General features: G+C 62.7%; 19 protein-coding genes and 1 pseudogene. 11 read left to right on the top strand and 9 right to left on the bottom strand.

Features of this window, described 5'->3' with window-relative positions; translation table 11 throughout:
- Window positions 1-28 precede the first annotated feature (28 nt).
- Window positions 29-763 (bottom strand): ComF family protein, encoded by a 735-nt coding sequence (locus MOP87_RS19120; protein ID WP_028686639.1) that lies wholly within the window; start codon window positions 761-763, stop codon window positions 29-31.
- An 87-nt stretch (window positions 764-850) separates the two neighbouring features.
- On the opposite strand from MOP87_RS19120, the gene bioB reads away from it, so the two are divergent.
- The 9 genes from bioB (at window position 851) to MOP87_RS19075 (ending at window position 11,183) form a co-directional block, all read left to right on the top strand.
- Entirely contained in the window at window positions 851-1,909 is a 1,059-nt protein-coding gene (gene bioB / locus MOP87_RS19115) for a biotin synthase BioB (RefSeq protein ID WP_023532484.1), read from the top strand.
- A 1-nt stretch (window position 1,910) separates the two neighbouring features.
- Window positions 1,911-3,083: an 8-amino-7-oxononanoate synthase gene (gene bioF, locus MOP87_RS19110; RefSeq protein WP_027913598.1), complete on the top strand. Its 1,173-nt coding sequence runs from the start codon at window positions 1,911-1,913 to the stop codon at window positions 3,081-3,083.
- Window positions 3,076-3,807 carry an alpha/beta fold hydrolase gene (locus tag MOP87_RS19105; RefSeq protein ID WP_049695340.1) on the top strand — a complete coding sequence of 244 codons (732 nt, stop codon included), beginning with the start codon at window positions 3,076-3,078 and terminating at the stop codon, window positions 3,805-3,807. Before bioF ends, MOP87_RS19105 begins: the two co-directional genes overlap by 8 nt.
- Window positions 3,800-4,618 (top strand): malonyl-ACP O-methyltransferase BioC, encoded by an 819-nt coding sequence (gene bioC, locus MOP87_RS19100; RefSeq protein ID WP_059183576.1) that lies wholly within the window; start codon window positions 3,800-3,802, stop codon window positions 4,616-4,618. The genes MOP87_RS19105 and bioC overlap by 8 nt, the downstream gene beginning before the upstream one ends.
- A 9-nt stretch (window positions 4,619-4,627) precedes the next feature.
- Entirely contained in the window at window positions 4,628-5,308 is a 681-nt protein-coding gene (gene bioD / locus MOP87_RS19095) for a dethiobiotin synthase (RefSeq protein ID WP_027913601.1), read from the top strand.
- Between the two features lie 172 nt (window positions 5,309-5,480).
- On the top strand, window positions 5,481-5,777 hold the full coding sequence (locus MOP87_RS19090; RefSeq protein WP_027913602.1) for a hypothetical protein: 297 nt from the start codon (window positions 5,481-5,483) through the stop codon (window positions 5,775-5,777).
- 263 nt (window positions 5,778-6,040) lie between these two features.
- A complete protein-coding gene (locus tag MOP87_RS19085; RefSeq protein WP_027913603.1) occupies window positions 6,041-7,846 on the top strand; it encodes a phenylacyl-CoA dehydrogenase in 1,806 nt (601 codons plus the stop codon).
- A gap of 152 nt (window positions 7,847-7,998) precedes the next feature.
- Window positions 7,999-9,282, top strand: a complete 1,284-nt coding sequence (locus MOP87_RS19080) for a GGDEF domain-containing protein (protein ID WP_028686634.1) — start codon at window positions 7,999-8,001, stop codon at window positions 9,280-9,282.
- A 122-nt stretch (window positions 9,283-9,404) separates the two neighbouring features.
- Window positions 9,405-11,183 (top strand): acyl-CoA dehydrogenase C-terminal domain-containing protein, encoded by a 1,779-nt coding sequence (locus MOP87_RS19075; RefSeq protein WP_145278954.1) that lies wholly within the window; start codon window positions 9,405-9,407, stop codon window positions 11,181-11,183.
- 310 nt (window positions 11,184-11,493) lie between these two features.
- On the opposite strand, the gene MOP87_RS19070 is transcribed toward MOP87_RS19075, so the two are convergent.
- Window positions 11,494-12,417, bottom strand: a complete 924-nt coding sequence (locus MOP87_RS19070; RefSeq protein ID WP_028686632.1) for a LysR family transcriptional regulator — start codon at window positions 12,415-12,417, stop codon at window positions 11,494-11,496.
- Window positions 12,418-12,619: 202 nt separating this feature from the next.
- On the opposite strand from MOP87_RS19070, the gene MOP87_RS19065 reads away from it, so the two are divergent.
- The gene (locus MOP87_RS19065) at window positions 12,620-13,864 is read left to right on the top strand and encodes an aminotransferase class III-fold pyridoxal phosphate-dependent enzyme (RefSeq protein WP_145278955.1); all 1,245 of its coding nucleotides are present in this window, start codon (window positions 12,620-12,622) and stop codon (window positions 13,862-13,864) included.
- A 143-nt stretch (window positions 13,865-14,007) separates the two neighbouring features.
- Entirely contained in the window at window positions 14,008-14,166 is a 159-nt protein-coding gene (locus MOP87_RS19060; protein WP_012316587.1) for a YqaE/Pmp3 family membrane protein, read from the top strand.
- Window positions 14,167-14,203: 37 nt separating this feature from the next.
- On the opposite strand, the gene MOP87_RS19055 is transcribed toward MOP87_RS19060, so the two are convergent.
- The 7 genes and pseudogenes from MOP87_RS19055 to pqqF form a co-directional block, all read right to left on the bottom strand.
- Complete coding sequence (locus MOP87_RS19055) at window positions 14,204-16,030, bottom strand: S9 family peptidase (protein WP_242809899.1); 1,827 nt, start codon at window positions 16,028-16,030, stop codon at window positions 14,204-14,206.
- Window positions 15,996-17,155, bottom strand: a pseudogene (gene pqqE, locus MOP87_RS19050) (pyrroloquinoline quinone biosynthesis protein PqqE). Before pqqE ends, MOP87_RS19055 begins: the two are co-directional and overlap by 35 nt.
- A complete protein-coding gene (gene pqqD / locus MOP87_RS19045) occupies window positions 17,127-17,402 on the bottom strand; it encodes a pyrroloquinoline quinone biosynthesis peptide chaperone PqqD (protein WP_023532357.1) in 276 nt (91 codons plus the stop codon). The pseudogene pqqE and the gene pqqD overlap by 29 nt, the downstream one beginning before the upstream one ends.
- Complete coding sequence (gene pqqC, locus MOP87_RS19040; protein WP_023532576.1) at window positions 17,399-18,154, bottom strand: pyrroloquinoline-quinone synthase PqqC; 756 nt, start codon at window positions 18,152-18,154, stop codon at window positions 17,399-17,401. The genes pqqD and pqqC overlap by 4 nt, the downstream gene beginning before the upstream one ends.
- Window positions 18,155-18,195: 41 nt before the next feature.
- Window positions 18,196-19,107: a pyrroloquinoline quinone biosynthesis protein PqqB gene (gene pqqB, locus MOP87_RS19035; protein WP_027913610.1), complete on the bottom strand. Its 912-nt coding sequence runs from the start codon at window positions 19,105-19,107 to the stop codon at window positions 18,196-18,198.
- An 84-nt stretch (window positions 19,108-19,191) separates the two neighbouring features.
- The gene (pqqA, locus tag MOP87_RS19030) at window positions 19,192-19,263 is read right to left on the bottom strand and encodes a pyrroloquinoline quinone precursor peptide PqqA (RefSeq protein WP_003243383.1); all 72 of its coding nucleotides are present in this window, start codon (window positions 19,261-19,263) and stop codon (window positions 19,192-19,194) included.
- A gap of 127 nt (window positions 19,264-19,390) precedes the next feature.
- Window positions 19,391-21,718, bottom strand: coding sequence for a pyrroloquinoline quinone biosynthesis protein PqqF (gene pqqF / locus MOP87_RS19025; RefSeq protein WP_242809898.1), 2,328 nt, complete (start codon window positions 21,716-21,718; stop codon window positions 19,391-19,393).
- Window positions 21,719-21,737: the final 19 nt, after the last annotated feature.

Genomic DNA, 21,737 nt, shown 5'->3' with positions numbered 1-21,737 from the left:
ACTGCGTCGCCGCCACTGGCCTGCACGCTCATGCATAGCCGGGCTTGGGTGTGCGTGCCAGGCAGTAGACGTCTACACGTGCGGCACCTGCCTTGCGCAGGACCTGTGCAACAGCCTGCGCCGTCGCGCCGGTGGTCAGTACATCATCGACGAGCGCGACATGCTGGCCGTGCAGGCCACCGCATACGGCGAACGCCTGACGCAGGTTGCGCCATCGAGCCTTGGCGCTCAGATGCTGCTGGGCCGTGGTGTGGCGGGTGCGTACCAGCAGGTGTTCGACGAAGGGCACTGCCAGTTGCCTTGACCACCAACGCGCCAGCATCGCAGCCTGGTTGAACCCCCGTTCACGCAGTCGGCGCCGTGTCAGGGGTACAGCAAGCAGCACGTCGGGGCGGGGCAGGCCTTCGGCATAGTGATGGCTCAGCGCATGACCGGCAATCTCAGCCATCAGGCGTCCCAGCGGCCACTGACGGTTGTGCTTGAACCGACTGATCAGGGTGTCCACCGGAAATGTGAAATGCCAGGGTGCCAGAACCCGTTCGAATGCTGGCGGCCTGCGGTTGCACTGTCCGCATTCCATGCCTGCCATGGCCAGAGGCAGGGCGCACCGTGAGCAGTGGTCATCATCCAGCCAGGGCAGTTGTTGTTCACATGGCTCGCATAGCGCGTAGGGCTGGAGCGCAGTGGCACCGCATAGTGCGCATATTTGGTTAACTAGTGACCAGTTGTAGACCAGCTTCTTAAGCTTAAGTTGACAGTTCATGGGCCTTCCCTGACTATTTCGGCTATCCGTGAAGCGCGGGCGTTCTCCTTGCCCGGCGCCTGCTAGAGCCTAAACAAGGAAACGCCGATGAGCGCCAGTACAACTGCAACAACACGTCACGACTGGTCCCTGGCCGAGGTCAAGGCGCTGTTCCAACAGCCGTTCAACGACCTGATCTTCAACGCCCAGGCTGTACACCGTGCGCATTTCGACGCCAACCGGGTGCAAGTCTCAACCCTGCTGTCGATCAAGACCGGTGCCTGCCCCGAAGACTGTAAGTACTGCCCGCAGTCCGGGCACTACAACACCGGCCTGGAAAAGCAGAAGCTGATGGAGGTGCAGAAGGTGCTCGAGGAGGCCGCGCGCGCCAAGGCCATTGGTTCCACGCGCTTTTGCATGGGCGCTGCGTGGAAGCACCCTTCGGCCAAGGACATGCCCTATGTGCTGGAGATGGTCAAAGGGGTCAAGGCCATGGGCCTGGAAACCTGCATGACCCTCGGCAAGCTCGACCAGGAGCAGACCCAGGCGCTGGCCCAGGCGGGCCTGGACTATTACAACCACAACCTCGATACCTCCCCCGAGTTCTACGGCAGCATCATCACTACGCGCACCTACGCCGAGCGCTTGCAGACCCTGGCCTATGTGCGCGATGCCGGCATGAAGATCTGCTCTGGCGGCATCCTCGGCATGGGCGAGACGCTCGATGACCGCGCAGGCCTGCTGATTCAACTGGCCAACCTGCCTGAGCATCCGGAGTCCGTGCCGATCAACATGCTGGTCAAGGTGGCCGGTACGCCGCTGGCCGACGAGGCCGACGTCGATCCGTTCGACTTCATTCGCATGCTGGCAGTGGCCCGTATTCTCATGCCCAAGTCGCACGTGCGCCTGTCGGCAGGCCGTGAGCAGATGAACGAGCAAATGCAGGCCTTGGCATTCCTGGCCGGTGCCAACTCGATCTTCTACGGTGAAAAGTTGCTGACAACGGCCAACCCGCAGGCCGACAAGGACATGCAGCTGTTTGCACGCCTGGGAATCAAGCCTGAAGCCGGTGAAGAGCACGCCGATGAAGTCCACCAGGCTGCGATCGAGCAGGCGCTGGTCGAGCAGCGCAACGATGCGTTGTTCTACGATGCAGCTTCGGCCTGACATGGCCTTCGACTTGGCCGCGCGGCTGGCCGACCGGCGCGCGGCGGACCTCTACCGACAGCGCCCCTTGCTGGAAAGCCCACAAGGGCCGCTGGTAGTGGTCGATGGCCAGCCGCTGCTGGCTTTCTGCAGCAACGATTACCTGGGCCTGGCAAGTCATCCTGAAGTGCTCGCGGCCTGGCAGGCAGGTGCTGATCGCTGGGGTGTGGGTGGGGGGGCTTCGCATCTGGTCATAGGCCATACCACGGCACACCATCAACTTGAGCAAGCATTGGCCGAACTCACCGGGCGGCCGCGAGCGCTGCTGTTCTCCACCGGCTACATGGCCAACCTGGGGGTAATCACCGCCTTGGTGGGCAAGGGCGATACGGTGTTGCAGGATCGCCTGAACCACGCCTCGCTGCTCGACGGTGGCCTGCTCAGCGGCGCGCGTTTCAGTCGTTACCTGCACAATGATGTCGGCAGCCTGAGCGACCGCCTGGCCAAGGCCACGGGCAATACATTGGTCGTGACCGATGGCGTGTTCAGCATGGACGGTGATGTGGCCGATTTGCCGGCGCTGGCCCAGGCGACGCGTGCGCGCGATGCCTGGCTGATGGTGGACGATGCCCATGGCCTGGGCACCCTGGGTGTGGGCGGCGGAGGGGTCGTCGAGCACTATGGCCTGGGCGTGGACGATGTCCCGGTACTGGTCGGTACGCTGGGCAAGGCCTGCGGTACGGCGGGTGCGTTCGTGGCTGGCAGTGAAGCGCTGATCGAGGCGCTGATCCAGTTCGCCCGGCCTTACATCTACACCACCAGCCAACCGCCCGCCTTGGCCTGCGCCACCCTCAAGAGCCTTGAGCTGGTGCGGACACAGCCTTGGCGACGCGAGCACTTGGCGGCACTGATCCAGCAATTTCGCGAAGGCGCAGAACAACTGGGCTTGCGCCTGATGGAGAGCCAGACGCCGATCCAGCCGATTGTCATCGGTGACAGCGCGCAAGCGCTTCGTCTGTCGCAGCTACTGCGCGAGCGCGGTCTGTTGGTGACCGCTATCCGGCCACCTACGGTGGCGGTCGGAAGTGCGCGATTGCGCGTTACCTTGAGCGCTGCCCACACAGCAGCTCAGGTGCAGCTATTGTTGAATGCATTGGCAGAGTGTTATCCACAGCTGGAGCGCGCCGATGCGTAACCGACTCGTACTGCTACCAGGCTGGGGCCTGGGCACCGCTTCTCTTGAGCCGCTTGCAGCCAGCCTGCGCGCCCAGGACCCTGGGCTTCAGGTGACGCTGATGCCCATGCCGGAGCTGGATCACTGTGACGTCCAGGGTTGGGTCGAGCACCTGGATCGCAATGTACCCAACGATGTGTGGCTGGGGGGGTGGTCGCTGGGCGGTATGCTGGCCAGTGCCCTGGCCGACAAGCGCGGCGACCACTGTTGCGGCTTGCTCACCCTGGCCAGTAACCCTAGTTTCGTGGCCCGTGCCGATTGGCCTCACGGGATGGCCAAAGACACCTTCGGGACGTTCCTGGATGGTTGCCGCAGCCATCCGTCGGTCACGCTCAAGCGCTTTCGCACGTTGTGCAGCGAAGGGGCCATGCAACCGCGCACCTTGCTTCGCCAGCTGGGCGTAGGCGTTCCAGACACCGATCCGCTGTACCTGGCTACGGCGCTACAGGTACTGGCCCAGCTCGATACCCGAGCAGCGCTGGAGGCATTCGCCGGCCCGCAGCTTCATCTTTTTGCCGGCGCAGATGCCCTGGTGCCAGCCGAAGCTGCGCAGGCGTTGAGCGAGCTGTTGCCCGACGTGGAAGTGGGCCTTGTCGAAGACAGTTCCCATGCGTTTGTGCTCGAGTACCCACAAGAACTGGCCAGCGGTATCAAAAGTTTCCTGCATGAGAGTGGCGATGACTGATCTTTCCCAGCCAGGCTTGCCTGGCGCCTTGCCCGACAAACGCCAGGTGGCCACGTCGTTTTCGCGTGCGGCAGCCAGCTATGACAGCGTGGCAGCCCTGCAGCGTTCGGTCGGTATGAACCTGCTGACGATGCTGCCATCTGACCTCGAACCGACTCGCTGGCTTGATCTGGGCAGTGGCACGGGCCATTTCAGCCGGGTGCTTGCCGAGCGTTACGGGCCTGCAAGCGGTGTTGCCGTGGACATCGCCGAAGGCATGCTGCGTCATGCTCGCGATCGAGCCGATGGCGCCCAAAGCTACATCGTCGGCGATGCCGAGCGCTTGCCGCTGGGGGAGGGGTGCGTCGATCTCGTCTTTTCCAGCCTGGCCGTCCAGTGGTGCAGCCATTTTGCCCAAGTGCTGGAAGAAGCTTCGCGTATTCTGCGACCAGGCGGCGTCCTGGCTTTCAGCAGCCTGTGCGTGGGTACGCTCGATGAATTGCGCGGCAGTTGGCAGGCCGTGGATGGCCAGGTGCACGTCAACCGCTTCAGGCGCTTCGACGAATACCAACGTTCATGTGCCGCCAGTGCCCTCGAGACGCAGGTACTGCAACAGTTGCCGCATGTATTGCATTATGCACACGTGCGCACATTGACCCATGAACTCAAGGCGCTGGGGGCGCACAACCTCAACCCGGGTCGTCCTGCCGGGCTCACCGGGCGCGCCCGCATACAGGGTATGCTCCAGGCGTACGAGGCCTACCGCCAGCCCCAAGGGCTGCCTGCCACTTATCAAGTGGTCTACGGCGTGCTGCGCAAGCCTGTGGCATAGGAGTACTTCATGAGTCAGGCGTATTTCATTGCCGGAACTGACACCGATGTCGGCAAGACCACCATTGCAGCCGGTCTTCTACACGCAGCGAAGTTGCAGGGGTTGAGCACCCTGGGGGCCAAGCCGGTGGCATCCGGCTGCAGCATGACGGCCAAGGGCTTGCGCAACAGCGACGCCCTGGCGCTGATCGACGAGAGCACCATCAAGCTCGCCTACGAGCAGGTCAACCCATTCGCCTTCGAGCCAGCCATCGCCCCCCATGTCGCCGCGCGGGAAGCCGGTGTGACGCTGGCGGTGGCGCAGCTGCTGGCGGATATGCGCACGGTGTTGCAGCACCAGGCCGATTTCACCTTGATCGAAGGCGCAGGCGGCTGGCGGGTGCCGCTTTCGGGCCTGGCGAACCTGTCGGACCTGGCCGTTGCATTGCAGCTGCCGGTCATCCTGGTGGTCGGGGTAAGGCTGGGCTGCATCAGCCACGCGCTGCTCAGTGCCGAAGCCATCGAACGTGACGGACTGCAGCTCGCCGGGTGGGTGGCGAACATCATCGAGCCAAAAACGTCGCGGCTCGAAGAGAATCTGGCCAGCCTGGCCGAACGGCTGCCGGCGCCTTGTCTGGGCCGAGTGCCCAAGCTCAAGCAAGCCACGGCGGACAAGGTGGCCGAGCATTTGCAACTGGACTTGCTGGATTAACCAGCGCGTGTCTGCGGTAGCGGCGGGGTCAAGCGTGTGCAAGGTTAACTGACGCTGGTATGGTCAAGGCCTATCAAGTGGCACTGAGCCATTAGCGATTTAAACGGGCTTTTTGGTAGCTGGCCTGCTTTAATGAGGCCTCACCGTCATCCAATGTCGATGGAGTCCTGACATGGAAATCACCGGTAGCTCCGCCTTCTACGCAGGCCTTGGTGCCATTCACAATGGTCAGAATCGCGTTGACCAGGCCGCCAGCCAGGTCGCCAACACCACCGCCGAACGTTCCGCCACCAGTCAGTCGAGTGATTTTCAGGCCGAGCGGCTGCGTGCCGTGGATAGAAGTCAGCAAATGGACCTGGCCACCAGCACCGTGCAAATGGCGCTGGGCAGAACCGAAGTCGAGCTTGGCGCCAAAGTCGTCAAGGCATCCGACGAAATGCTGGGTCGTATCATCGACACCTACGCCTAACGGTCGATAGCGCGTTCCCGCCTGCCACACACCGCCCAGAGGCTTGCACTGCCTCGTTTTCTTTTCTTCGCCAGAAGCGTCCCCGTCCTCACGGGCGAAGTGGCGTGGGCGTTGATGGCGGATTCGCCATTTTTCGTGGCGTAAATGGCACCTCTGGCCCTTCTTGACATCCGCCAGCGGTAAACGTAAGTTTCAAACAACTGTTTGATAGACCCTGCCGCGTGCGCCGGTCCCCCACAGAACTCACCTAGAGGTTCATCGCGATGCCTGACTACAAAGCCCCCCTGCGTGATATTCGCTTCGTGCGTGATGAGCTACTCGGCTACGAGGCGCACTATCAGAGCCTGCCAGGTTGCCAGGACGCCACGCCCGACATGGTGGACGCGATTCTCGAGGAAGGTGCGAAGTTCTGTGAGCAGGTACTGTCGCCGCTCAACCGCGTAGGCGATCAGGAAGGCTGCACCTGGAGCGAGGCGGGCGTGAAGACGCCGACCGGTTTCAAGGAAGCCTACCAGCAGTTCGTCGAAGGCGGCTGGCCGAGCCTGGCGCACGATGTGGAGCACGGTGGTCAGGGGTTGCCCGAGTCGCTGGGCCTGGCCCTGAGCGAAATGGTGGGCGGTGCCAACTGGTCGTGGGGCATGTACCCAGGCTTGTCCCACGGCGCAATGAATACCATCTCGGCCCACGGCACTGCCGAACAGCAGCACACCTACCTGACCAAGCTGGTTTCGGGTGAATGGACCGGCACCATGTGCCTGACCGAACCGCATTGCGGCACCGACCTGGGCATGCTGCGCACCAAGGCCGAACCCCAGGCCGATGGCAGCTACAAGGTCAGCGGTACCAAGATCTTCATTTCGGCCGGTGAGCACGACATGGCCGAGAACATCGTGCACATCGTGCTGGCACGCCTGCCCGATGCACCGGCTGGCACCAAGGGTATTTCCCTGTTCATCGTGCCGAAGTTCCTGCCCAACGCCGAAGGCGCAGCGGGTGAGCGCAATGGTGTGAGCTGCGGCTCCATCGAGCACAAGATGGGTATCCATGGCAATGCCACCTGCGTGATGAACTTCGACGCAGCCACCGGTTACCTGATCGGCCCGGCCAACAAAGGCCTGAACTGCATGTTCACCTTCATGAACACGGCACGCCTGGGGACTGCGCTGCAAGGCCTGGCCCATGCCGAAGTGGCCTTCCAGGGTGGCTTGAAGTATGCCCGCGAGCGCCTGCAGATGCGCTCGCTGACCGGGCCCAAGGCGCCTGAGAAGGCCGCCGACCCGATCATCGTCCACCCGGATGTACGTCGCATGCTCCTGACCATGAAGGCCTTCGCCGAGGGCACCCGTGCGATGGTCTACTTCACGGCCAAGCAGGTGGACATCGTCAAGTACAGTCAGGATGAGGAAGAGCGCAAGAAGGCCGATGCCCTGCTGGCGTTCCTGACCCCAATCGCCAAGGCCTTCATGACCGAAGTCGGCTTCGAGGCGGCCAACCATGGGGTTCAGGTCTACGGTGGGCATGGCTTCATCGCCGAGTGGGGCATGGAGCAGAACGTTCGTGACAGCCGTATTTCCATGCTGTACGAGGGCACCACGGGCATCCAGGCCCTGGACCTGCTGGGCCGCAAGGTGCTGATGACCCAAGGCGAGGCCCTCAAGGGCTTCACCAAGATCGTGCACAAGTTCTGCCAGTCGCAGGAAGGCAACGAGGCGGTCAACGAGTTCGTTCAGCCCCTGGCTGCGTTGAACAAGGAATGGGGCGAGCTGACCATGAAGGTGGGCATGGCTGCCATGAAGGACCGTGAGGAAGTGGGTGCGGCATCGGTGGACTACCTCATGTACTCCGGCTACGCCTGCCTGGCTTACTTCTGGGCCGACATTGCCCGCTTGGCTGCCGAAAAGCTGGCAGCAGGTACCAGTGAAGCGGCGTTCTACACCGCCAAGCTGCAAACGGCACGCTTCTACTTCCAGCGCATCCTGCCGCGTACCCGCACGCATGTGGCTGCCATGCTGTCCGGTGCTGACAACCTGATGGCCATGGACGAAGAACACTTCGGCCTGGCTTACTGAGTCACCTCAGGTCGTATGCGAACCGTCTGCTCCGGCAGGCGGTTTTTTTATGTCTGGCGCAAGGCAACGGTAAAGGCGCTCAAGTGTCCAGGTGAATGGCCGATCAACTAAGGGCACAATGCCACTATTGGTCTGCCAGGTTGGAATTGCCCTTGCTTCGCCTTAACGCTGTCCGCCCAAGCCATTTCGTACCCTCTCTCGTCTTGCTGGGGGCAGGCCTGGCTGCGGCTTACGTCAAGGACCTCAGCGTTTTCTTCACATCGCTTTTCAATGTGCTGCCAACCCTCGTGCTGTTGATGGGCGGCGCCTATTGCGCGGTGTACAGGCGCCAGCGGGAGCTGTTTCTGATGCTCACGGTCTACATCGCCTATTTCCTGCTCGATACCCAGACTGACTTCTATCGAGACAACGGCCGCGTTCGTGAAGATGCTGCCGTGATCTTCCACCTCGTGTGCCTGCTGTTACCGGCGTTGTATGGCCTTTATGGCATCTGGCAGGAGCGCACGCACCTGCTCCAGGACCTGGTCGCCAGGTGTGCGGTGCTGTTGGCCACGGCCGCAGTGGCGGCCGGCTTCGAGCAAAGCTTTCCCGAGGCACTGCTGGCCAGCCTGGCGGAAATCCGCTGGCCGATCTTGCACGGTCAGTGGATGAGCCTGATTCAGCTGGCCTACCCGGTGTTCATGGGCATGCTGGCGTTACTCGTCGTACAGTACCTGCGTGCGCCCAGGCCCCTGCATGGCGCCTTGATCGTGGGCCTGGTCGGTATTTTCTGGATGCTGCCCAAGACGTTCGTGTTGCCTTTCACGCTGAACATCATGTGCAGCCAGGTCATGCTGATGATTGCCACGGCAGTCGCTCACGAAGCGTACCAGATGGCGTTCCGTGACGAGCTCACCGGGTTGCCGGGCCGTCGCGCGCTCAATGAGCGCCTGCAGCGACTAGGGCGCTCCTATGTGATCGCCATGGCCGACGTGGACCATTTCAAGCGCTTCAACGACACCCATGGCCATGATGTGGGCGACCAGGTATTGCGGCTGGTGGCCAGCCGGCTTGGCAAGGTCAAGGGGGGAGGCCGCGCCTACCGCTATGGCGGCGAAGAATTCGCCGTGGTGTTCGCGGGCAAGACGGCTGACCAGTGCGTGCCGCATCTGGAAGCGGTTCGAGAAGCGATTGCCGGCTATGCCATGCACTTGCGTGACCAGAGTGCTCGTCCGCTGGATGACAACACCGGCCGCCAGCGCCGCACAGGCAGCAGTGGCGACACGGTTACCGTGACCATCAGCGTAGGTGTGGCCGAACGGCAGGGCGATAACCGCAGCGTTGAAGAGGTGCTCAAGGCTGCCGATCAGGCGCTGTACGCTGCCAAGGCCGCGGGGCGTAATTGCTTGATGGTGCACGGCCTGAGAAATCGTCGGGGAGCAGTGCGGGAAGCGTGACCATAACTGACTACTTAGTCTCTTGATGACCCTATGTGTCGTAAAAGTTGTTCGGTTACACTGGTTCCACTACCCGTGCTGCGATGCTCATCGCCGCCCGTCCTGACCAGCGAGAGGTTGTCATGGCTGAATATAAAGCGCCCCTGCGCGACATGCGCTTCGTACTGAATGAAGTCTTCAACGTGGGCCAGCAGTGGGCGCAGCTGCCGGGCTTGGCTGAGTTGGTCGATGCCGAAACGGCCATGGCGGTGCTTGAGGAGGCAGGCAAGGTCACTGCACGCAGCATTGCACCGCTCAGCCGCGCTGCCGACGAGGAAGGCTGCCGCTGGGACAACGGCGCGGTGCATACGCCTGCCGGGTTCATCGAAGCCTACGACACCTATGCTCAAGGCGGCTGGGTAGGCGTGGGTGGCGACCCTGCCTTCGGCGGCATGGGCATGCCCAAGGCGGTATCGGCCCAGGTCGAGGAGATGGTCAACGCAGCCAGCCTGTCGTTTGGCTTGTACCCCATGCTCACCGCAGGTGCCTGCCTGTCGATCAACGCCCACGCCGACGAGGCGCTCAAGCACACGTACCTGCCGAACATGTATTCAGGTGTGTGGGCAGGCTCCATGTGCCTGACCGAACCTCATGCAGGTACTGACCTTGGCATGATCCGCACCAAGGCCGAGCCCCAGGCTGACGGCAGCTACCATGTGACCGGCACCAAGATCTTCATCACCGGTGGCGAGCACGACCTGACCGAGAACATCATTCACCTGGTCCTGGCCAAGCTGCCGGACGCACCGGCAGGCCCCAAAGGGATCTCCCTGTTCCTGGTCCCCAAGTTCCTGGTCAACGAAGACGGCAGCCTGGGTGCTCGCAATCCGGCGACCTGCGGGTCCATCGAGCACAAGATGGGTATCCAGGCCTCGGCCACCTGCGTAATGAATTTCGACGAGGCGGTCGGTTACATTGTGGGGGAGCCCAACAAGGGGCTGGCCGCGATGTTCACCATGATGAACTACGAGCGGCTCGGCGTTGGCATCCAAGGGCTCGCTTCGGCCGAGCGCTCTTATCAGAACGCTGTCGAATACGCCCGGGATCGCCTGCAAAGCCGTGCACCGACCGGGCCCCAAGCCAAGGAAAAGCCTGCTGACCCGATCATCGTGCACCCGGATGTGCGGCGCATGTTGCTGACCATGAAGGCGCTGACCGAGGGCGGACGGGCGTTTTCCAGCTACGTGGCCATGCAACTGGACAGCGCCAAATACGCGCAAGACAGTGCCGTGCGCAAGCGCAGCGAGGAGCTGGTCGCGCTGTTGACCCCGGTGGCCAAGGCGTTTCTGACCGACCTGGGCCTTGAGTGCACCTTGCACGGTCAACAAGTGTTCGGTGGGCACGGGTATATCCGCGAATGGGGTCAGGAGCAGCTGGTGCGCGATGTGCGTATTACCCAGATCTACGAAGGCACCAACGGTATCCAGGCGCTGGACTTGATGGGCCGCAAGGTGGTGGCCAGTGGTGGCGCGTACTACCAGCTGTTCTCGAACGAAGTGCGTGAGTTCATTGCCGGTGCCGGTGCTGGCATGGCTGCGTTTACCAGCCCCTTGGAAGCGGCGCTCGACCAGCTCGATGGCGTGACCGACTGGGTGCTGCAACAAGCCAAGGGCAACCCGAACGAAATCGGGGCGGCGTCGGTTGAATACCTGCATGCCTTTGGCTATGTCGCCTATGGCTACATGTGGGCATTGATGGCCCAGGCTGCACTGGCAGGCGAGGGTGATGAAGCGTTCTACCAAGGCAAGCTTGGCACGGCACGCTTCTATTTCGCTCGCTTGCTGCCCCGCGTCGATTCGCTTATCGCCTCGGTCAAGGCGGGTAGCGAATCGCTGTACCTGCTGAATGCGGAGCAGTTCTAGGACTGGCGCAGGCGATGAAGACGACTGTAGCGCAAGGGCTCGGCGCCAGGGTGGTCGCCATGACAAAGGGTGGTGATAGGAATGATTACCCTTTGTAAGCCTTTTCCTACAACACGTGGTGACTTTTCACCACTGTTCTCAGATTGGATCCAGGGTTATCTTTCTTCCATGGACGTTGCGCAGGAAGCGCATAGGACAGATCAAGGAAGACGACGAAGGATTTCCTGCCAGGATGGTGGGGCGATACGGATGTCACAGGGAAACAGTCTGAAGAACCCCGCCTCGGCGGGGTTTTTCTTGTGCGTCACGTTCAGCTCAGTGCATCCAGTGGCGAAGCCACCGGTCCGCGCAGGTTGGTTTCTTCTTCGAGCAGGCCACGCAGAAGCTCGATAGAGGCCTGTTGACGCTGAGCGTCACGAAACACCAGCCCTACCTTCAAGGGCACCCTGGGTTCACTCAATGGTTTCCACAGCAGCCCTTGCTGCGCCTGTTCGGCTTCCTTGGCACGGCCCGGCAGGATGGTCGCCAATGAGGTGTGTGACAGGCTGTCGAGAATGCCTGCCATGTTATTCATTTCTGCCTGAACCTGCGGGCGACGACCTTGGCTGGCCAGCTGGGCCTGCCAGATCTGGCGCATCTGGAACTCCTCGCCCAGCATCAGCATGGGCAATTCCGCCGCCTGGTGGATCGACACCTTCTTGAAGTCCTTGAGCGGGTGGGTCGCTGGGATGACCAACTGCAATTCGTCCTCGTACAACAACACGCCATGCAGCCCAGGTTGGCGCGCGGGCAAATAGCTGATGCCGATATCCAGCGTGCCACTGATCAGGCGCTTCTCGATTTCCAGACCCGACAACTCATAGATCTGCACCACTAGGTGCGGCTGGGCCTTGCGCAGTCGTTCCAGAAGCTGCGGTACCAGGCTTGGCCGAACCGTTTGCAAAACGCCGATCGCCAAGGTGCGCAGTGCCTGGCCTTTGAAGTTTCGCATCGCTTCGTGGGCCCTTTGTAGGCCGTCGAGCAGGGGCAGGGCATGATTGTACAAGGTGTGCGCCGCCAGTGTAGGCAGCAGGCGCTTGTTACTGCGCTCGAAGAGGCTCAGGTCCAGGCCATGCTCGAGTTGGCGAATCTGCTGGGACAGGGCCGGTTGAGATAATGACAGACGCTCGGCGGCGCGCCCGACATGGCCTTCTTCATAGACCGCGACGAAATAACGCAGTTGACGAAAATCCATAAGTTCTACTTATTGAAAATACTGCTAAATCGAAATGTCGGAATCGGCATCCGGCGCCTAGTCTATCGCTGTATAACAACGGGTTACAGGCTTTGTGCGGACCCCACCGTTACCGCAGCCTGACTTCGTATCCATAGGTACGGCATTCAGTTGAATCAAAGCCGTTCCAGCCCTGCCCATCATCCTAGCGTGCAGAACTTCGATGAATCTGTTCAACCTTCGCCGTCCAGCGCGTGCTGTCGGGATTGAAACATTGCATGAGCCAGCACGTGCTCGGCCTCGTCTCGATACAGCGGCGATGGGCTCACCTGTTTTCGTCAGAGGGCAAGGCGCCTGGCTTTGGGACGACCAAGGCCGCGCGTGCCTGGACTTCAATCAAGGCGACGGGGTCAACACGCTGGGGCACAGCCCAGAGCCCGTGGTGAAGGCGGTGGCGAGCCAGGCTCAAGCCTTGATCAACCCGGGCGTGGGGCGCTCGCACGAGGGCGTTCTGGCGTTGCGCGACCAGCTCTGCCAAGCAACCGGGAGTGACCGTGCCCTGCTTTTCGACAGCACGGCTCAGGCACATGAAGGTGCTGTGCGCCTGGCTCGCCAGTGGGGTGAGCGCCATCGCCACGGTGCTGGCCATATCATCGTTGCCCGCCAGGGCGGCGAAGCCGCGTATGGTGCGCCTGTGGCCAGCCGTGCAAGCCATTGCACACCCGAACACGCCCCTCTCAGCCATGTGCCGTTCAATGACCTGGCCGCACTGCACGCGGCCGTGGAGTCGCGCACGGTAGCCGTCGTGCTGGAACCGTTGCAAAGCCAGGGTGCAATCGTTGCTGCAACCGAGGAATACCTCAAGGGCGCTGAGGCCCTTTGCCGCGAGCTGGGCATTCTGCTGATCCTTGATGAAGCGCACACCGGCATAGGCCGCTGCGGTGCGTTGCTGGCCGAAAACCTGTACGGCGTGCATGCCGACATGGTGGTGCTAGGTGGCGGCCTGGGTGGAGGCGTTCCACTGGCCGCCTTGCTGGTACGCAGCAGCGCTGGCTGCACGCCGATGGCAGGCCTGCCGGATGCCTGGTACAGCAATGCGTTGACGGCCGCAGCAGGCCTGGCAGTCCTGAAAACGGTGCTGAGTGCGGGCTTCATCGAGCACGTGCAGGACACTGGCCGCCATCTACGCGAGGGACTTAGCCGCTTGGCGGGGCGCTTTGGCCAGGGCCAGGTCTGCGGGAGCGGGCTGCTGTGGACATTGCAGCTCAACGAGCCCCTGGCACGGGCGCTTGAGCGTGCGGCGTTGCAAGAGTGCCTGCTGGTCGGTGCGCCCCAGGCCGATGTACTGCGGCTCTCGCCGTCGCTTACCGTGACCCGCGGCAACGTCGACGAAATGCTGTTGCGCCTATCGCGCGCGTTCGCGCGACTGCACGCGGCCCAGGTCTCGGGGCGCAAGATGCCCGCCTAGTCCACCCACGTACAACCGAACCGTCTGGCGTTTCTGCGCACCGCCCTGGGTCTGTCACATTCGATCCAGGGCGTTTTTTTTGCCTGTGGAACCTCTGCAAGCGGCGGCGAGTCTGTGATGTAACCCCTTACGGAGAGACTCGCATGGACATTATTCGGATCATCATCGCAATCATTCTGCCGCCCTTGGGCGTGTTTCTGCAGGTGGGGTTTGGCGGAGCCTTCTGGCTGAACATCCTGCTGACCTTGCTTGGCTATATCCCAGGCATCGTGCACGCGGTGTACATCATCGCCAAGCGTTGAATTCCCTGCGGCTCACGGGTAGCCGTGAGCCGCAGGTTCAATGCTGCTCAAGCACCTTGCAGTAGAATCGCCATTCCTGTTCGAGCGCATGCTCAAGGTTACGGGCCTTGCGAAACCCGTGCCGCTCCCCCGCGTAGAAATGTGCCTGGGCCTCGATGCCATTGGCGTTGAGCGCTGCGAGCATGGCGCGGGTCTGCTCCGGCACCACGACCGCATCCAGTTCCCCTTGAAAGAACACCACCGGCACCTTGATTCGCTCGGCATGCAGGAGCGGCGTGCGCTGCCGGTAGCGCTCGGCATCCTGTTCCGGATCACCGATCAGCCAGTCCAGGTAGTCACCCTCGAACTTGTGCGTGGCACGCGCCAATGCAACCGGGTCGCTGACGCCATACAGGCTCGCGCCTGCCCGGAATACCTCCCTGAACGCCAGTGCGCAGAGGGCGGTGTAGCCGCCGGCACTGCCGCCACGGATGAACACTTTGGTCTTGTCGATCAGGCCATCGGCCGCCAGGCGCTCGACGGCTGAGCAAGCATCTTCCACATCGCTTTGCCCCCAACGCAGGTGCAACGCATGGCGGTACGCGCGGCCATAGCCGCTACTGCCGCGGTAGTTGAGGTCCGCAACGGCGAAACCTCGTTGCGTCCAGAACTGGATCCTCGGGTCGAGCACCGGATAGCAGGCCGAGGTCGGGCCACCATGAATGAAGACGATCAGCGGCGATGGCGTAGTGCTGCCTGCCGCCGGATAGAAAAAGCCATGGGCCAGCGCATTTGCGGTTCCGCAATGAAATGAGTGGGGCACGCTGACCCGATGCGCCGGCATTACCTCGGCGCCCCCAGCCAGTATGCTCACTTCGTGGGTGTCACGCGCAATCGCAATGACCGCCGCAGGGCTGATGGGCGAGGCGGCGATGGCATACACGCAGGTGGCGTCCATGGCCAGGTGCCGAAAGCGGGTGTAGGCGCTGGCGAATCGCTCAGTGCGACCATCGGGCGTGCGCAGACCCAGTTGTCCGAAACCTGCTTCGAACCAAGTGGCCAGGTAATGCTGCGGCCCGAGTGCCAGCCAGGTACTGGCGCCCAATTGCCAGGGCGCTGCAGCATGGTCGGCAGGCTCGCTTGCCAGCGCTTGCCAGCCGTCGTCACGCTCGCCCCATGGCTGCCAGAAACCATCGCGATCGGACAGGCAGTACAGGCGGTTGGCCTCATCGAATCGGGGCTGCTGCAGCGATTCATCGCCCGCTGCCACCGTTTGCGCTGGCCCCCATTGGCCGCTGGCCTCGCGACGGCAGGTCATGAGTCGCGTTACCGTCCACGGCTGCGCCGGGCGATCCCATTCGATCCAGGCCAGGCGCTGCCCGTCCGGGCTGACCGTGGGCGAAGCGTAGAAATCGGCGCCTTCGACCAGCACCTGACGTGTGCCCTCGGCCAAGGCCACCAGACGGTGCTCCACGGTTTCGCCATGGCGCTCCTCCACGGCCAGGGCCTGCCCGCCATGCCATTGCACATCGCCATAACGGCAGGCGGGGTCATGGGTAAGGGCGCGCGGCGGCGTGTTGTCCAAAGGTTGGGTGTAAACCTGCTGGTCCTTTTCGTTGACGAACACCAGTCCGTCCCCGCCCAGGCAGAAACTGCCCCCGCCATATTCGTAGACACGGCTGCGTACACTGAAGCCGTCGGGGGTCAGGCAGCGTGCCTGGTGATGATGCCAGTGCCAAATGCGGCAAGCGTCGTCGGCAGGCCGAAACTCGACCCAGAACAGGCCGGCGTCACCGACCTTGAGTTCGGCGAAATCGGTGCCGGCGGCGACAGCCTGGGCGGCGGTGAACTCAGCCTCGGGCGATGACACGGGAGTTTCGTTCATTTCGGAAAGTCATCTGTTCTATGGCGAGGTCGGCGCTTTGCGCCTGCTCGCGGGCCTTCAGGATCAAGTCATGGTCGGGCGACTTGGCGCATACCGGGTCGGCATTGCTGGCATCACCGGTGAGCATGAAGGCCTGGCAGCGGCAGCCGCCAAAGTCCTTCTCCTTCTCATCGCAGGAGCGGCAGGGTTCCGGCATCCATTGGTAGCCACGGAAGCGGTTGAAACCGAACGACTCATACCAGATGTGTCGCAGGTCATGGTCGCGCACGTTGGGGAACTGCACCGGCAACTGACGGGCGCCATGGCACGGCAGCGCGGTGCCGTCGGGAGTGATGGTCAGGAACAGATTGCCCCAACCGTTCATGCAGGCCTTGGGCCGCTCCTCGTAGTAGTCCGGCGTGACGAAGATCAGCTTGCACGGGTGCCTTCGGCTTTGAGCTTGTCGCGGTACTCATTGGTGATCCGCTCGGCCCGCTCCAGCTGATCACGGGTGGGCAGCAGCCCGACCCGGTTCAGGTGCGCCCATCCGTAGAACTGGCACGTGGCCAGTTCTACGAAATCCGCATCCAGGGCGATGCACAGCTCGATGATGCGGTCGATCTTGTCGATGTTGTGCCGATGGGTAACGAAGTTGAGCACCATGGGGTAACCGTGGGCCTTCACGGCGCGGGCCATTTCCAACTTTTGTGCGAACGCCTTTCGGGAGCCGGCCAGCAGGTTGTTCACTTGCTCGTCGCTGGCCTGGAAGCTGATCTGGATATGGTCCAGGCCGGCCTGCTTGAAGGCGGCGATGCGCGCCTCGGTCAAGCCGATACCGGAGGTGATCAGGTTGGTGTAGTACCCCAGCCGGCGGGCCTCGGCGATCAGCTCGGCGAGGTCCTGGCGAACCAGAGGTTCGCCCCCGGAGAACCCAATCTGCGCGGCGCCCATCTCGCGGGCCTGGGCCATGACCTTGAACCACTGCGCAGTGCTCAACTCCTGGCCCTGGGCTGCGAAATCCAGAGGGTTGGAGCAATAGGGGCATTGCAGCGGGCAACGATAGGTCAGCTCGGCCAGCAGCCACAGCGGCAGGCCGACTTCGGGCGTGGGCGGCAGATCAGGCAAGCTCGATCCAGTGTTCGGCACGGGCCACCTCCATGAACTGCTCGATATCGTCGGCCACTTCCGGCACATCGGGGAATTGCTGCTGGAGTGCGTCGATGATGGCTGCCACATCGCGCTGACCGTCGATCAGCCCTCCGATCAGGCTGGCGCTTTCGTTGAGCTTGATCATGCCTTCAGGGTAGAGCAGCACATGGCCTTTCTGGGCAGGCTCGTACTGGAAGCGGTAACCCTGGCGCCACCTGGGCACTTGCTGACGATCGAAATTCATAGGGTGATCCCTTTATGCCATACCCGTTCCTGGGTAACGGAGTGATAAGGCGGCCGGTTCAGCTCGTAGGCCATGCTCATGGCATCGAGCATGCTCCACAGGATGTCCAGCTTGAACTGGAGGATTTCCAGCATACGCTGCTGCCCAGCCCAGGTGGTGTAGTGCTGCAACGTAATGGCCAGGCCATGCTCAACGTCGCGGCGAGCCTGGCCAAGGCGCGTGCGGAAATACGCGTAGCCTGCCGGGTCGATCCAAGGGTAGTGCTGTGGCCAGCTGTCCAGGCGCGATTGGTGGATCTGCGGGGCGAAAAGCTCGGTCAGCGAGCTGCTGGCCGCTTCCTGCCAGCTGGCGCGACGGGCGAAATTGACGTAGGCGTCCACGGCAAAGCGCACCCCCGGCAATACCAGCTCCTGTGAGCGCAACTGCTCGGGGTCAAGACCAACCGCCTGGCCCAGTCGCAGCCAGGCTTCGATGCCGCCATCCTCACCAGGTGCGCCATCGTGGTCGAGCAAGCGCTGTATCCACTCCCGGCGCACCTCGCGATCCGGGCAGTTGGCCAGGATGGCGGCGTCCTTCATCGGGATGTTGACCTGGTAATAGAAGCGGTTGGCTACCCAACCCTGGATCTGTTCGCGGGTAGCACGGCCTTCATACATGGCCACGTGGTAGGGGTGGTGAATGTGGTAGTAGGCGCCCTTGGCGCGCAGGGCCTGCTCGAACTCGGCAGGGGACATCGGCAGTGCATCGCTCATTCGGCTGGCTCCTGGAAGACTTGAGGTGGCGGGCAGGCCCGTTACAACTCGATGCTCATGCCGTCGAAGGCCACTTCCACACCGCGGCGCAGCACTTCGGCACGCTCGGGGGAGTCTTCGTCGAGAATCGGGTTGGTGTTGTTGATGTGGATAAGCACTTTGCGCTGGCGTGCAAAGCCGTCGAGCACCTCGAGCATGCCGCCGGCGCCGTTCTGGGCCAGGTGGCCCATTTCACGGCCGGTGCGCGTGCCCACACCGCGGCGCTGCATTTCGTCGTCTTCCCACAAGGTGCCATCGACCAGCAGACAGTCGGCGCCTTGCATCATCTCCAGCAGTTGCTCGTCCACCTGGCCAAGGCCGGGGGCATAGAACAGCTTGCCACCGGTGCGAGTGTCCTCGACCAGCAGGCCGAGGTTATCGCCTGGGTGCGGGTCGAAGCGGTGTGGCGAATAAGGTGGCGCCGCACTGCGCAGCGGGAAAGGGGTGAACCGCAGGTTGGGGCAGGCCTGGATGACGAAACTGCCCTCAAGCTCGATACGGTTCCATTGCAGGCCGCCGTTCCAGTGGCTGAGCATGGTGAACAGCGGAAAGCCGGTGGTCAGGTCCTGATGGACCATGTCGGTGCACCACACCGGGTGCGGGCAACCTTCGCGCAGGCTGAGCAGGCCAGTGGTGTGGTCGATCTGGCTGTCCAGCAGGATGATGGCGTCTATGCCGGTGTCGCGCAGACCCCGGGCAGGCTGCATGGGCGCGAAGGCCTGAAGCTGTGCGCGAATGTCTGGCGAAGCGTTGCACAACACCCAATGCACACCGTCGTCGGACAGGGCGATGGATGACTGGGTGCGGGCAGTGGCCCGCAGGGTACCGTCCCTGAAGCCCTTGCAATTGACGCAGTTGCAGTTCCACTGCGGAAATCCGCCACCGGCGGCCGAGCCGAGAACCTGGATATACATGGGTGCTCTCTATGCTGTGCGGAAAGTCATGCCTGAAAAACGAAAACGCCCCGGCAGGCCGAGGCGTCGTACCCTAAGCCGTGCTTAGCGGTTGGCGAAGTACATGGTGACTTCGAAGCCGATACGCAGGTCAGTGTATGCAGGTTTGGTCCACATGGGATTACTCCTTCCGAATGGGTTTGAGGAACGCTTGACTACTACTTGGGTACCGCCATAGGCAGGAGGTTCCCTGAATCAGGGTTGCGCTATCTTACAAGAAAACCGTTCATCCGAAGACTGTGTATCAGGAAAGTAGCGTTGCACCAGGTGCAATAATCTCGCGCTGCTTGGCCTGAAAGTCAGGTGGCGCGGCAGCGGTGGCCAGACAGATCCAGGGCGCCTGCCCATTGAGCAATGCGTCCTGCAGCCTGTCCAGATCATGCTGCCGCACATTGAGGATAGCCCTGCGTACGCCATCCAGCGTCCAGGGTTGTGTAGCCAGGTGTGTCTGCCAGGCCCACTCCACGACCTCGGCGTTGCTCATCACCGCTTCATCGAACTGATCGGCCAGCAGTTGCTGCGAGGAAAGATCGAGCGTGACGCGCTCGCGCAACAAGGTGACCACCTGTTCCAGGATCATGGCCGGGCTGGCGTGGGGCGATTGCACGCCGATCATCAGCCCGTGCACGCCCTCCACCTGGCGCATGGCGCTGAACACCGCATAGCCCAGTTGCAGTTCGACCCGCAAACGTTGATAGACAGGGCCTTGAAGCAGGTGAGCCAGCAGCCTGCCCGCTGCCTCCATGCCCGCTGGCAGAGGGTAGAACAACAGCAGGGCATGCTCGCTGCCGTACCCGTCCACCGTGTGCCAACGACGGGCGGGCGGTGGGACGGGAACAGGCGCGCGGCCATGGCCAGGCAGGCCTTGCAGGACGGCTGCCAGTGCCCGCTGTGTATCTGTATCGAAACCCACAGCCAACCCATGCCAGGTGGCCTGTTGCCAGAGCCTGTCGAGTTGGGCCTGGCTTTGCCGTGACACGGTCTCCGCCTGCACGTCGAGGCCTACCACGGCGTTTGGCAACTGCTCGAGCAGTGCCCTGATGGGCATGGGCTCATTGGGTGGTACCGCGCGGTCAGCCCAGCAGTCGGCCGGCGGGGCCTTCAACAATGGCAGGGCAATCCCCATGGCGGTGACCACGGCCGAAGCTACGCCTGCGCAGCGCAGCGCCCATCCCTGGCCGGCCCTGGCGAAACTCAGCTGTACCGAAGCGCGTTCGCAGCGCGCTTTGAGTGGGGCCAGGGCTTGATCCAGAACGGCATGCAGTGATTCCTTCAAAGCAAGGGGTACCTGCCAACGCACAAGCAGGGCTGCGTGCTGACGCGTGGCAGGCAAGGCGCCGCTGATGCTCAGTCCACCGGGTAAGGACCACTCACCGGTCTCAGGCAACGGTGTGTGCAGCAACGGCTCGCTCACAGGGAGCTGCCAGCGACCCTGGTCCGAATGGGGCAGGCTCGCCAGAAGCGCAGCAAAAGCGCGCTGGCCCTGTGTGTCGAGCGCGGTAAAGGGAAGCCCTGCGCTGTCCCTGCGTGCCAGCTCCATGGCGCTGGCGCTGTGCTCACGACGCCTTTGCAAGCGCCCGAATTCTCGATTGAGCTGCGCCAAGTCCGCGTTCTGCATGTATCCGAACCAGCCGTGAAGCAGGGCCATGGCCTGCCCAACAGCCACACCGGTGCCTGGCGTCAGATCGATGTGCCAGAGCAATTGCCCGGCGAAGGCGTAGAGCGTTTCAACCTTGATGGCCTGCAACCCGCAGTGCTGGCGCGCGGCAGCGAGCCACATACCGGGCCGGCTGTCGTTCAGGCAACTGATCAGCAGCGCTAGGGCATGCTCTGCGCCGGCCGGCATCTGGTCATGAGCGAACAGTTGCGGGTTGCAGCGTGTGCCCAATGGGGGTGGAGGGCGCTGCAGCTCGCGCGTGCCGCTGGCGAACAGTTGCGCGGGGGGCACGGCCAACTGTTCCAGTTCATCCAGGGACTGAGGGCCGCTCACCGCCAGCACCATCTGGCCACCCTGGTAATAGCGTCGGTGAAACTCCCTCAGTGCTTGCTGGAAGGCGGGGTCTTGCAGCGGTAAGGTGTAACGGTTACCGGCCTGGAAGGCGCGCAACGGATGACACGGCGCGACGGACTGCAGCAAGGCATGATGCGCCTGGGCCTGACGACTGCGCGACCAGGCGATGAATTCGGCGTGGATCACTTCGCGCTCGTCGCGTTGGCGGGCGATGGCCAGGCCCGGCTCGGCCAGCATCTGGCACAGCCGCATCAAACCGCCCGCCAAGGCTGTGGGCGGGGTTTCGAAGAAGAAGTCCGTCGTCCGCTCGCGGGTGCTTGCATTGACCTGGCCGCCGAGCGCCTGCACGTAGCGCATCAGGCCATTTTCGAGGGGATAACGCGTTGTCCCCAGAAAGAACAGGTGCTCGAGAAAATGCGCCAGCCCAGGCCACTTGGCAGGGGCGTCGTGGCCGCCCGCGTGCACCCTGAGCGCCGCCGCGGCGCGCTTGAGACGAGGGGCGTGGCGCAGGGTGAGCTGCAGGCCGTTGGCAAGGGTGAGCTGGCGGATGGTGTCAGGCATGGAGGCTCCGTATGGTCCG

The sequence above is a fragment of the Pseudomonas sp. I3-I5 genome, assembly GCF_022699445.1.
GTDB lineage: Bacteria > Pseudomonadota > Gammaproteobacteria > Pseudomonadales > Pseudomonadaceae > Aquipseudomonas > Aquipseudomonas fulva.
This window is presented reverse-complemented; position numbering and strand designations above follow the sequence as displayed.

Coding starts and splice junctions, on each gene's coding strand:
- MOP87_RS19120 (WP_028686639.1), bottom strand. CDS start 763: ATGAACTGTCAACTTAAGCTTAAGAAGCTGGTCTACAACTGGTCACTA.
- bioB (WP_023532484.1), top strand. CDS start 851: ATGAGCGCCAGTACAACTGCAACAACACGTCACGACTGGTCCCTGGCC.
- bioF (WP_027913598.1), top strand. CDS start 1,911: ATGGCCTTCGACTTGGCCGCGCGGCTGGCCGACCGGCGCGCGGCGGAC.
- MOP87_RS19105 (WP_049695340.1), top strand. CDS start 3,076: ATGCGTAACCGACTCGTACTGCTACCAGGCTGGGGCCTGGGCACCGCT.
- bioC (WP_059183576.1), top strand. CDS start 3,800: ATGACTGATCTTTCCCAGCCAGGCTTGCCTGGCGCCTTGCCCGACAAA.
- bioD (WP_027913601.1), top strand. CDS start 4,628: ATGAGTCAGGCGTATTTCATTGCCGGAACTGACACCGATGTCGGCAAG.
- MOP87_RS19090 (WP_027913602.1), top strand. CDS start 5,481: ATGGAAATCACCGGTAGCTCCGCCTTCTACGCAGGCCTTGGTGCCATT.
- MOP87_RS19085 (WP_027913603.1), top strand. CDS start 6,041: ATGCCTGACTACAAAGCCCCCCTGCGTGATATTCGCTTCGTGCGTGAT.
- MOP87_RS19075 (WP_145278954.1), top strand. CDS start 9,405: ATGGCTGAATATAAAGCGCCCCTGCGCGACATGCGCTTCGTACTGAAT.
- MOP87_RS19070 (WP_028686632.1), bottom strand. CDS start 12,417: ATGGATTTTCGTCAACTGCGTTATTTCGTCGCGGTCTATGAAGAAGGC.
- MOP87_RS19065 (WP_145278955.1), top strand. CDS start 12,620: ATGAATCTGTTCAACCTTCGCCGTCCAGCGCGTGCTGTCGGGATTGAA.
- MOP87_RS19060 (WP_012316587.1), top strand. CDS start 14,008: ATGGACATTATTCGGATCATCATCGCAATCATTCTGCCGCCCTTGGGC.
- MOP87_RS19055 (WP_242809899.1), bottom strand. CDS start 16,030: ATGAACGAAACTCCCGTGTCATCGCCCGAGGCTGAGTTCACCGCCGCC.
- pqqD (WP_023532357.1), bottom strand. CDS start 17,402: ATGAATTTCGATCGTCAGCAAGTGCCCAGGTGGCGCCAGGGTTACCGC.
- pqqC (WP_023532576.1), bottom strand. CDS start 18,154: ATGAGCGATGCACTGCCGATGTCCCCTGCCGAGTTCGAGCAGGCCCTG.
- pqqB (WP_027913610.1), bottom strand. CDS start 19,107: ATGTATATCCAGGTTCTCGGCTCGGCCGCCGGTGGCGGATTTCCGCAG.
- pqqF (WP_242809898.1), bottom strand. CDS start 21,718: ATGCCTGACACCATCCGCCAGCTCACCCTTGCCAACGGCCTGCAGCTC.